This is a genomic window from Inquilinus limosus MP06 (genome assembly GCF_000767795.1).
Classification (GTDB): domain Bacteria; phylum Pseudomonadota; class Alphaproteobacteria; order DSM-16000; family Inquilinaceae; genus Inquilinus; species Inquilinus limosus_E.
On the sequence record NZ_JANX01000177.1, the window covers coordinates 1 to 10,367 of the forward strand.

Here is a 10,367-nt window from a genome sequence, read left to right on the forward strand (position 1 = left end):
AAAAAAGGAACAAAAAGTCAAGGAGAAACCCGCCCATGCGGAGGAGCAGCGCAGCTGCCCTCAGGCGGAGCGGGTCGCCCCGGCATATTGCAGCGGGGTGATCCCGTGGCAGCGCTTGAAGTGCCGGGTCAGCGCGCTCTGGTCATAGAAGCCCGAGGCGACGGCGACCTCGGCGATCGGCAGGCCCTGCGCCAGGAACGCGGCGGCGCGATCGACGCGCAGCTGGGTGACATAGGCATGCGGGGTGAGCCCGGTGGTGCGCTTGAACAGGCTGATCAACTGGTACTGGGTCAGCCCGACCGCGGCGCCGAGATCCGCCAGCGAGATCGTCTCGCTCAGCCGTGCCTGGATGAACTCGGTGGCGGCGCGCAGCCGGGTGCGGTCGCGCGGCCCGGGCTGGATCCGCCCCTCGCCGCTGCCATGGCGGCGGAACAGGGTGCCGAAGGTCGACACCATCAGCTCGCGCTCCAGCAGCGTGTCCCGCCCGGCCTGCAGGGCACGGTGCAGCGCCAGGAATCCCGCGATCAGGTCGCGGTCGGCGAAGGCGTTGCGGGTGAAATAGGTCAGGTCCTCGACCCCGAGCGACCGCGCCACCTCCTTGAGCGCCGCCTCCTCGAGATACAGCGAGCGGTACAGCCAGCGCCGGCTGGTCCCCATCCAGCCGGCATGCGGCTCGACCGGGTTGAACACGAACAGTGCCTGGTCCGCGCTCGTCGGCTCGGTGACGCCGCGGGTGCTGATGATCGAGCCGCCGCCTTCGGTGACGGCGACGACCAGCGCCTCGTGCCGATGCGGCGGATATTCCTGGGTCCGGAAATCGGCCTGCATCAGGCTGAGGCCGGGGACGGTCCGGTCCTGCCAGTAATGCGCGATGTTGAGCCGGTCGACGCGGGCCATACCGCCAAAACCTCGATTTCCGCCAATAGCGCCACGCGGGCCGGCGCCAGACTGACGGGGTTCACTCCATCAGGTCGCTCATCATGGCACGCTCCTTCTATCATGAGAATCCGGATTGCCTCGTCCTGCAGACCGAGGTGATCGACGCCCGCCCCGGCCGGGTGCTGCTGGCGCAATCCCCCTTCTATGCCGGCGGCGGCGGCCAGCTGCCGGACCGCGGCACGCTGCGCTGGCAGGGCGGCGAGCACGCCGTCGCCGGCTTCGAGCTCGCGGGCGGCCGGTTCTGGCACCTGCTCGAGGATCCGGCGGCCGAGGCTTCCGGCACGGTCGAGGCGGCGGTCGACCCCGAATTCCGCCGGATGATGCGCGAGCTGCACACCGCAACCCACATCCTGAACGCGCTGGTGTTCCGGCATTTCGACGGCGCGCTAGTCACCGGGGCGCAGCTGGGCGCGGACGGCACGGCCAGGCTCGATTTCGACTTGCCGGATGCCGACAACGACCGGCTGCGCGCGCTGGAAGGGCCGATCAACGAGGTCGTCCGCCAGGACCTGGCGGTGCGCGACGACTATGTCACCGTCGCCGAGGGCCATGCCACGCCGGGGCTGATCCGCTCGAAATCCGTGACGCCGCCGCCGACATCGGACGGGCTGATCCGTATCGTCGACATCGCCGGGCTGGACCGCCAGGCCTGCGGCGGCACCCATCTGGCCTCGACCGGCCGGTCCGCGCCGATCCGCATTCTCAAGGTCGACAACAAAGGCCGCCACAACCGGCGCATCCGCATCGGCCTGGCCGGGGCGGCGCCGTGACCGCCGCGCCGGGCCGGGACGGCCTGCTCGACCTCGTCTGGCGCCGGCCCTACGTGCTGCTGCCCCTGCCGCCGCTGTTCTGGGCCGGCAACCTGGTGATCGGTCGCGCCTTCGCACAGGAGCTGCCCCCCTTCGGCCTGACCTTCTGGCGCTGGGTGGTCGCCTCGGCGGTGCTGCTGCCCTTCGTCTGGCGCGACCTTGTCGCCCATCGGCGCGATCTCCTGGCGCATTGGCCGGTCATCGTCGGCTGCGCCGCCAGCGGCTTCGCGGGATATCCCGTGCTGAACTATCTCGGGCTGCACACCACGCCGGCGGCGACGGCGGCGATGCTCAACTCCACCCTGCCGCTGATGGTGCCTCTGTTCGCCTGGGCGATGACCGGGGAGGCGCCGCGGCCGCGCGTCGTCGCCGGCATCGTTCTCTCCTTCCTCGGCGTCGGCTGGATCGTCGGGCGCGGCGATCCAGCCACGCTCGCCACGCTGTCGATCGGCGGCGGCGAGCTCCTGGTGCTGCTCGCCGTGGGCGGCTTCGCGCTTTATTCCGTGCTGCTGCGCTGGCGTCCCAGGGATGTTCCCCCCATGGCGTTCCTGGCGGCGACGACGCTGGCGGCCTGCGTGCTGATGGCACCGTTCTGGATCGTCGAGGAGGCGGCGGGGCATTCCCTGCCGGTCGCGGCCTATGCCATCGCCTCGCTGCTGTTCATCGGCATCTTCTCCTCGCTGGTGGCGAACGCGTTCTGGAACCGCTGCGTCGCGACGCTGGGCCCGGCCCTCACCGGCGCGTCCTTCCATCTCATGGCGGTCTATTCCTCTGCTCTCGCCTTCCTGCTGCTGGGTGAGCCGGTGCGGGGCTTCCACCTGATCGGCATCGGCCTGATCCTGCTCGGCTTCGCCATCGCGGTGGTGCCGAAAGGCGCGGCGATGTCGCGGTTGCCGTCACGGATCTTTCAGCCGTTTGCCGATTGCCTCTCCCGCTTGCGGGAGAGGTTGGAGACGCGAAGCGGCTCCGGGTGAGGGCTCTTTGTCGAGGCCTGGGCCTGCCCTCACCCGGTCTCGCTGCGCGAGCCCGACCTCTCCCCAGGCGGGAGAGGCAATTCGCTCCTGAGCCTATGGTCGCTCTCGACCATGGATCACGCCAGGAAGTGGCAGTGCCGCTCGATATGCTCGGCCAGGCCCAGCGTGTGGTCGCGGTCGAGGCGGGCGGCAAGGTCGGCGTCGCGCCGCTCCAGCGCCTCGATGATCCGCAGATGGTCGTGGATCGACCGGTCGGCCCGGTCGTCCTCGCGGATGGTGCGGCGCCGGATGGCGTCGATCTGCAGGAGCAGGTCGGCCGTGCGGGCGACGATCAGCCCGTTGCCGCCGAGCCAAACGATCGCCCGGTGGAAGGCGATGTTGGCGTCGGAATAACCGTCGATCTCCGCCGCCGGCCGGCCGTCGAAGCCGGCGAACAGGCCGCGCAGCGCCGCGATCTCGGCATCCGTCGCCCGGGCCGCCGCCAACCGCGCCGCCATGCTCTCCAGCGCCGCCCAGACCTGCACCATCTCGACGATCTGGCGCTTGGTGCGGCGCCGGACGAAGATGCCGCGGCGCGGCAGGGTCAGGACGAAGCCCTCCTGCTCCAGCGCCGTCAGCGCCTCGCGGATCGGGGTGCGGCTGACGCCGAGGTCCCGGCATAGCTGCCGCTCGTCCAGCCGGATCTCGCCGGGATGGTCGTACAGGTCCATCCCGGCGATCGCATGCTTCAGGGCCAGATAGGCCTGGCTGCGGAAGCTGTCATTGGCGTCGAGACGAGAGAGCGCCAGCCGGGTGCTGATCCGCGCCTCGAGCACGCCCCCCTCCCCGCTCCATCAATCCGCCGCAACGGCGTCGCCCGGCTTGGCGCCGCCGCGCAGCCGGGCGATCACCGACGAGATCAGCGGCCAGCACAGCATCACCAGGGCGAGGGCGACGATGCTGCCGACCAGGCCGTTCGACCAGAAGATCGACAGGCTGCCCTGGGACAGCAGCATCGCCTGGCGGAACGAGCCTTCCGCCATGTCGCCCAGCACCAGCGCCAGGACCAGCGGCGCCAGCGGGTAGTGCAGCTTCTTGAACAGGTAGCCGACGACGCCGAAGACCAGCATGACGCTGATGTCGGCCAGGGCGTTGCTGACCGTGTAGGCGCCGACCGCGCAGATGGTGATGATTACCGGCGCGATGATGCTGAACGGGATGCGCAGGATCGACGCGAACAGCGGCACGGTGGTCAGCACCACGATCAGCCCGGCGATGTTGCCGAGATACATGCTGGCGATCAGTCCCCAGACGAAGTCGCGCTGCTCGACGAACAGCAGCGGCCCCGGCTGCAGGCCCCAGATCAGGAGGCCGCCCAGCAGCACCGCCGCGGTCGGCGACCCGGGGATGCCGAGGGTCAGCATCGGCAGGAGCGCGCTGGTGCCGGCGGCATGGGCCGCCGTCTCCGGCGCCACCACGCCCTCCATCTCGCCGCGGCCGAAGCGCTTGCCGTTGCGCGAGAAGCGCTTGGCCAGGCCGTAGCTCATGAACGAGGCCGGGGTGGCGCCGCCCGGGGTGATGCCCATCCAGCAGCCGACGATGGCGCCGCGCAGCGCCGTGACCCAGTATCGCGGCAGCTGCTTCCAGGCCTGCCACACCACCGTGGCGTTGATCCTGGCGTTCTTGCCCTTGAAGGCCAGGCCTTCCTCCATGGTCAGCAGGATCTCGCCGATGCCGAACAGGCCGATCACCGCGATCAGGAAGTCGAAGCCGCGCAGCAGCTCGGTCGACCCGAAGGTCATGCGCAGCTGGCCGGTGACGGTATCGAGGCCGACCGCCGCCAGGGCGAAGCCCAGCATCATCGCCGCGATCACCTTCAGGGGCGCCTCGCGGCCCATGCCGATGAAGCTGCAGAAGGTCAGGAGCTGGACCGCGAAGAACTCCGCCGGCCCGAACCTCAGGGCGAAGCCGGCGATCAGCGGCGCCAGGAAGGTCAGCAGCACCACGGCGACGAAGGCGCCGAAGAAGGAGGAGGTGAAGGCCGCGGTCAGCGCCTCGCCCGCCTTGCCCTGCTGGGCCATGGGATAGCCGTCGAAGGTGGTGGCGACCGACCACGGCTCCCCGGGGATGTTGAACAGCACCGAGGTGATGGCGCCGCCGAACAGCGCGCCCCAGTAGATGCAGGACAGCATGATGATCGCCGAGGTCGGCGACATCGCGAAGGTCAGCGGCAGGAGGATGGCCACGCCGTTGGCACCGCCCAGCCCGGGCAGCACGCCGATCAGCACGCCGAGGGTGATGCCGACGAACATGTAGACGATGTTCATCGGGTCGGCGAGCACGCCGAAGCCGTGAATCAGAGAATAGAGAGCGTCCAACGGTCCCCTCCCAGCGTTTGCCTCGCCCGCCTGGCGCGGGTCTCGGGGTTTCTTGGCATGGGCTAGTAGCCCAGCAGGGTCTCCAGCGGCCCCTTGGGCAGCGGCACCAGGAACCAGAGCTCGAACATCAGGAACAGCGCCGCCGGCACCAGCACCGCGACCGGCACGATCTTCAGCACCGGGTACTTGCCCAGCCAGTGCATGAAAAAGGCGATGAACAGCGCCGCGGCGACGTAGAGGCCGATGAAGCCGATCAGCGCCACGAAGACGATGGTCGGCACCAGCACCTTCAGCACGAGCCCGAGCTGTTCCCGGCCGACGAAGCTGCCGAGATCGGGCGAGCGGCCGAACAGGTTGCTCAGCAGGGTGCCGGCGCTGGCCAGGAACAGCGCGGCGCCGACATAGAAGGGAAAGGTGCCGGATTCCGGCCCGTCATAGGCCCAGCCGATGCCGACGCGCATGCTGTCGACCATCACCACAACGGCGATGATCATCAGGACGGCCGCGACGGCGATCTCCATCGTCCGCACGCTGACCGTGCTGTCGTCCTCCCGATCATGGCTCGCCATGCCGATCCTCCTCTGGAAGGCTGCGGCATCCGCGCGGGATGCCGCTGGATGCGATGCCCCGGCACACGACCGGGGCACCCGCTCTACGGCCAGCCGCTACTGCTTGGCGATGAAGCCGGCCACTTCCATCAGGTTCTTGTGAGTCTGCTCGGTCTCGCCCAGCCAGGTCTTGAACGCGTCGCCGGTCATGCTGGTGGTGTTGAACGCCCCGTTGGCCATGAACTCCTTCCATTCGGGGGTCTCGCGCACCTTGTCGAACAGTGCGACGTAATAGGCCACCTGTTCCGGCGACGCCTCGGGCGGCATGAAGATGCCGCGCAGCATCAGGTATTTCATGTCCAGGCCGGCCTCCTTGCAGGTCGGCACGTCGCTCCAGGCCTTGCCGTCCGCCTGGGGCGTGGTCACCGCGATGCGCTGGTCGTCGAAGACGCAGAGCGGGCGCAGCGCGCCGGCGCGCCATTGCGCCACCGCCTCGATCGGGTTGTTGACGCTGGAGTTGATGTGGTTTCCGACCAGCTGGGCCGCGACGTCGCCGCCGCCCTTGTAGGGCACATAGGTCAGCCGCTTGCCGAGGATCTGCTCGAGCCCGGCGGTGATGATCTGGTCTTCCTGCTTCGAGCCGGTGCCGCCCATTTTGAAGGCGTTGTCGCCGCCCGCCTTGATCGCGGTGACGTAGTTCTGCGCCGTCTGGTAGGGCTCGGCCGAATTCACCCACAGGATGAACTCGTCCAGCGCCAGCATGGTCACCGGCGTCAGGTCCTTCCAGTTGAACGGGACGCCGGTCGCCAGCGGGGTGGTGAACAGGTTCGACAGGGTGATGATGATCTTGTGCGGATCGCCGCCCGACCCCTTGACGTCCAGGAAGCCCTCCGCCCCGGCGCCGCCGGAACGGTTGACCACGACGATCGACTGCTCCATCAGCCCGTGCTTCTGGATGATGCCCTGGATCATCCGCGCCATCTGGTCGGCGCCGCCGCCGGTGCCCGCAGGCACGACGAACTCGACGTTGCGGGTGGGCTTCCAGTCCGCCTGGGCGATGCCGGCCCCCAGCAGGGCCATGGCCGCCGCGGCACAGGCGAATCCATGCACAAGCGCTTGACGCACTTTCCCGGTCATTGGTGCCTCCCCAGCGCCGCGGCTTCGCGCGAAGCGCGGCCCGACTGTCTTGTTGGTGGATGGCCAGGTCGGTGACCGAGACTGGCTGGTATCCAATATATTGTATCTAGAATGTAACGCAACGCATCTTTTTAAAAGCCGATCGATTCGTTTCGATCGTCATTTTGCGCCGCAACAGAACGAAATTACCCGATCCACGAGAATGGCAGTTTTCCAAGCAGTTTCGCCGGCCAACCCTCCTTCGCCGGTGCACAAGACCGAGACCGCCCCTGGAACGACGACAGGCGGCCGGAGGGCCGCCTGTCCTGGAACCTGACGATTGGAAGGGGAAGCGCCGTCAGGCCGCCCGGCGCCACTCATTGCCATTGGCGGGGGCCTGAAGCTCGGCGGGGCGACGCTCCGGCGTTGCCATCCGGCGGACATCGGCGGCGATCGCGCCGAACAGGTCGGGAGCCTTCACGGCGATCTCGGAGACCACGGCGGCCAAGCCGGCGACGGCGATGACGAGGGCGATCAGTCCGAGGGTCATGACGGCGGCTCCACAAGTTGGGTGTCTTGCGCCGCATCATATGGCAGAGAAGCTGACCCTCTTCAAGTTTATGGATTATGGATTTTGTATACCAGATAGCGATGGCTGCCCTGCAGATTCCGGGCAGCGAGAGCGCCTGCAGATCAACCTACTGATTTACTTTCCTTTCTTAGAGGGAGGTCTTTGATTTGCCGTCCCGCCTTCTCCTCAGCAAGACGCATATCCGTTTTTCGTATTCTGTATACCAGATTGCCTTGTCTCGCCGGAGATCGCGCGTATATTGCGTCGCAACAGGACACGAACCCACTCGAAAGGACCAGATCATGACCGGCGTTCTGCTCGGCACCGCCCTCACCCTCGTCGCCCTGCTGGGCCTCGTCACCGCCCCCCGCCTGGCCGCGGTCCAGGGCGGCGAGCTGTCGGGCAATGCCGGTGGCCGGCTGCGCCTGGCCCAGACCGGCGGCAGCGACCAGCCGGACGAGGCCGAGGACACCGACCCGACCTGGGCCAGCTTCATGCGGGCGCTGTAAGTCCGGGCAAAGAAAAAGGGAGGCGATGGCTCGCCTCCCCGGGGATTGTCTCGCACTGCCGGGCGCGTCCCGGCCCGGTCTGTCAGTTGGCGAGGCGCGGCGCCCCTTCCGGGCTGACGCCGGCATCAGCCCGCGCCTGTTCCAGCGCCCGGGCCCGCATCGGCTTCAGCACGAACATCGCCATCACCGCCGCGATCACGTTCACCAGGGCGGCGAAGATGAACACCATGTCCCAGCTGCCGAGCTGGCTGACCGCGATGTTGGCGAAGGGCACGACCAGCGAGGCCGTTCCCTTGGCGGTGTACAAGAGCCCGGCATTGGTGGTGGCGTAGCGCGACCCGAAGGTGTCGCCGCAGGTCGCCGGGAACAGCGAGTAGATCTCGCCCCAGGCGAAGAACACCATCGCGGTCAGGATCACGAACGCCACCGGGTCCTGGCCGAACTCCATCAGCATGACGATGCCGACCGCCTCGAGGAAGAAGGCGATGAACATCGTGTTCTCGCGGCCGATATGGTCCGAGACCCAGCCGAAGAACGGCCGGGTGACGCCGTTCAGCACGCGGTCGAGCGACAGGGCGAAGGTCAGGGCCGGCATGGTCAGGCCCAGCAGGCTGACCGGGGTGTCGCCGATCTTGAAGTCGGCCGCGATCGGGGCCAGCTGCGCGGTCGCCAGCAGGCCGCCCGAGGCGACCATGACGAACATCGCGTACATCACCCAGAACACCGGGCTCTTCAGCATCTCCGCCGGCGCGTAGTCGCGGCGGGTCTGCACCACCTTCGGCTTCACCGCCGGCAGCTGGCCCTTGGCCGGCGTCGCCAGCAGGAAGGACAGCAGCACCACCGCCCCGCCCTGGATCAGGCCGAAGGTCATGAAGGTGGATTGATAGCCTGAAGAATGGATCATGTTGGCGATCGGCACGATGGTCAGGGCCGAGCCGGCGCCGAAGCCGGCCGCGGTCAGCCCCGCCGCCAGGCCACGCCGGTCCGGGAACCATTTCAGCGCCGCGCCGACGCAGGTGCCGTAGACCGCGCCGGCCCCGACACCGCCGATCGCCGCGGCGATGTAGAGCAGCGTCAGCGAATCCGCCACCGAGTTCAGCGCCCAGGCGATGGCGCAGAGCAGGCCGCCGATCAGCACCACGATCTTCGGCCCGAACTTGTCGACGAACCAGCCCTCGACCGGCACCAGCCAGGTCTCGGTCAGCACGAAGATGGTGAAGGCGACCTGGATCGCTGCCCGGCCCCAGTGATGCGTCGCGTCGATCGGGCCGACGAACAGCGTCCAGCCATATTGCAGGTTTGCGACCATCGCCATGCAGACGATGCCGATGAGCAGCTGGAGCCAGCGTCCCCCCGGCGGTCCCTTGATCGCCGGTCCCTGATTTGTGTTTTCAGTCAGCATTTCCGTCCCAGTCCTTCGCATGTCGGTTGAGGCAACCCCATGGCAGAGGAGAACGGCCCGTGACGGACGCCATCGTCCTCGAGGAGGGGTGCGCCGGACCGCGGCCGCCGGACCGGCGTGAACCGATCCCGCGGGTCTGTGACCCGTCGTGCCGATGTGTGGATCGGCTGCCCCTCCCCTCGGTTATGTCTTTATTATCCGAGGCCGTTATCATCGGCCTTCTGGCATACCAAATGCAGAACTTCTGATACCAAAGAACGTTTCGATCGCGGTGGCAAGCCGGAATCGTGGCTGCACCGCAGCATCTCATGGCCTCCTATTCGGCAGCCGCCCGGCTGCCCTCGCGCAGCACCCGGATCATGGTCTTTCCGAGCGATGCCGGGGAGTCGGCGACGGCGATGCCGGCGGCCTTCAGCGCCTCGATCTTGTGGTCGGCGGTGTCGTGGCCGCCGGAGATGACGGCGCCGGCATGGCCCATGCGGCGGCCGGGCGGGGCGGTGCGGCCGGCGATGAAGCCGACCACCGGCTTCTTGGTGCCCGAGGCCTTCAGGAACTCGGCGCCCATCACCTCGGCGTCGCCGCCGATCTCGCCGATCATGATGATGCCCTCGGTCTCCGGGTCCTCCACGAACATCGTCAGCGCGTCGACGAAGTTGGTCCCGTTCACCGGGTCGCCGCCGATGCCGATGCAGGTGGTCTGGCCGAGGCCGGCCGCCGTGGTCTGCGCCACCGCCTCATAGGTCAGCGTGCCCGACCGGCTGACGATGCCGATCTTGCCGCGCTTGTGGATGTGCCCCGGCATGATGCCGATCTTGCACTCGCCCGGCGTGATCACGCCCGGGCAGTTCGGCCCGATCAGCCGGGTGGCGGAACCCGCCAGCGCCCGCTTGACCTTGACCATGTCCAGCACCGGGATGCCCTCGGTGATGCACACCACCAGCGGGATCCCGGCGTCGATCGCCTCCAGGATCGCGTCGGCGGCAAAGGGCGGCGGCACGTAGATCACCGAGGCGTTGGCGCCGGTCTGGTCCACCGCCTGGGCCACGGTGTCGAACACCGGCAGGTCGAGGTGGCGGGTGCCGCCCTTGCCCGGGGTGACGCCGCCGACCATGCGGGTGCCGTAGGCGATCGCCTGCTCGGAG

At 68.2% G+C, this 10,367-nt stretch carries 11 protein-coding genes; 3 read left to right on the forward strand and 8 right to left on the reverse strand.

What is annotated here, in order from left to right; genetic code table 11:
• Positions 1 to 60 precede the first annotated feature (60 nt).
• Positions 61 to 897, reverse strand: coding sequence for a helix-turn-helix domain-containing protein (locus P409_RS15485; protein ID WP_034838628.1), 837 nt, complete (start codon positions 895 to 897; stop codon positions 61 to 63).
• 83 nt (positions 898 to 980) lie between these two features.
• Between P409_RS15485 and P409_RS15490 the strand changes: the two genes are divergently transcribed.
• Together P409_RS15490 and P409_RS15495 are read left to right on the forward strand one after the other, a co-directional pair.
• Positions 981 to 1,709, forward strand: a complete 729-nt coding sequence (locus P409_RS15490; protein WP_034838632.1) for an alanyl-tRNA editing protein — start codon at positions 981 to 983, stop codon at positions 1,707 to 1,709.
• Entirely contained in the window at positions 1,706 to 2,722 is a 1,017-nt protein-coding gene (locus P409_RS15495) for a DMT family transporter (RefSeq protein WP_202964680.1), read from the forward strand. The genes P409_RS15490 and P409_RS15495 overlap by 4 nt, the downstream gene beginning before the upstream one ends.
• A gap of 116 nt (positions 2,723 to 2,838) precedes the next feature.
• Here P409_RS15495 and P409_RS15500 read toward each other — a convergent pair whose 3' ends face one another.
• The 5 genes from P409_RS15500 to P409_RS15520 all read right to left on the reverse strand — a co-directional run bounded on the left by P409_RS15500 (position 2,839) and on the right by P409_RS15520 (position 7,293).
• Complete coding sequence (locus P409_RS15500; RefSeq protein ID WP_034838637.1) at positions 2,839 to 3,537, reverse strand: GntR family transcriptional regulator; 699 nt, start codon at positions 3,535 to 3,537, stop codon at positions 2,839 to 2,841.
• 18 nt (positions 3,538 to 3,555) lie between these two features.
• A complete protein-coding gene (locus P409_RS15505) occupies positions 3,556 to 5,079 on the reverse strand; it encodes a tripartite tricarboxylate transporter permease (protein ID WP_034838640.1) in 1,524 nt (507 codons plus the stop codon).
• 62 nt (positions 5,080 to 5,141) lie between these two features.
• Entirely contained in the window at positions 5,142 to 5,648 is a 507-nt protein-coding gene (locus tag P409_RS15510; RefSeq protein WP_034838644.1) for a tripartite tricarboxylate transporter TctB family protein, read from the reverse strand.
• A 96-nt stretch (positions 5,649 to 5,744) separates the two neighbouring features.
• Positions 5,745 to 6,707, reverse strand: a complete 963-nt coding sequence (locus P409_RS15515) for a Bug family tripartite tricarboxylate transporter substrate binding protein (protein WP_161790401.1) — start codon at positions 6,705 to 6,707, stop codon at positions 5,745 to 5,747.
• A gap of 394 nt (positions 6,708 to 7,101) precedes the next feature.
• Positions 7,102 to 7,293, reverse strand: a complete 192-nt coding sequence (locus P409_RS15520) for a hypothetical protein (RefSeq protein WP_034838649.1) — start codon at positions 7,291 to 7,293, stop codon at positions 7,102 to 7,104.
• A gap of 323 nt (positions 7,294 to 7,616) precedes the next feature.
• Here P409_RS15520 and P409_RS15525 point away from each other — a divergent pair, with 323 nt between their 5' ends.
• Positions 7,617 to 7,823: a hypothetical protein gene (locus P409_RS15525; protein ID WP_034838653.1), complete on the forward strand. Its 207-nt coding sequence runs from the start codon at positions 7,617 to 7,619 to the stop codon at positions 7,821 to 7,823.
• An 82-nt stretch (positions 7,824 to 7,905) separates the two neighbouring features.
• On the opposite strand, the gene oxlT is transcribed toward P409_RS15525, so the two are convergent.
• Together oxlT and sucD are read right to left on the reverse strand one after the other, a co-directional pair.
• Positions 7,906 to 9,246 carry an oxalate/formate MFS antiporter gene (oxlT, locus tag P409_RS15530; RefSeq protein ID WP_430515640.1) on the reverse strand — a complete coding sequence of 447 codons (1,341 nt, stop codon included), beginning with the start codon at positions 9,244 to 9,246 and terminating at the stop codon, positions 7,906 to 7,908.
• Between the two features lie 295 nt (positions 9,247 to 9,541).
• On the reverse strand, positions 9,542 to 10,367 hold an 826-nt coding region (gene sucD / locus P409_RS15535; protein WP_034838657.1), incomplete at its 5' end, for a succinate--CoA ligase subunit alpha.

What these genes read in the sequence shown, in the direction of transcription:
- P409_RS15485 (WP_034838628.1), bottom strand. Translation starts at nt 897, where the DNA reads ATGGCCCGCGTCGACCGGCTCAACATCGCGCATTACTGGCAGGACCGG.
- P409_RS15490 (WP_034838632.1), top strand. Translation starts at nt 981, where the DNA reads ATGGCACGCTCCTTCTATCATGAGAATCCGGATTGCCTCGTCCTGCAG.
- P409_RS15510 (WP_034838644.1), bottom strand. Translation starts at nt 5,648, where the DNA reads ATGGCGAGCCATGATCGGGAGGACGACAGCACGGTCAGCGTGCGGACG.
- P409_RS15515 (WP_161790401.1), bottom strand. Translation starts at nt 6,707, where the DNA reads ATGGCCCTGCTGGGGGCCGGCATCGCCCAGGCGGACTGGAAGCCCACC.
- P409_RS15520 (WP_034838649.1), bottom strand. Translation starts at nt 7,293, where the DNA reads ATGACCCTCGGACTGATCGCCCTCGTCATCGCCGTCGCCGGCTTGGCC.
- P409_RS15525 (WP_034838653.1), top strand. Translation starts at nt 7,617, where the DNA reads ATGACCGGCGTTCTGCTCGGCACCGCCCTCACCCTCGTCGCCCTGCTG.
- oxlT (WP_430515640.1), bottom strand. Translation starts at nt 9,246, where the DNA reads ATGCGAAGGACTGGGACGGAAATGCTGACTGAAAACACAAATCAGGGA.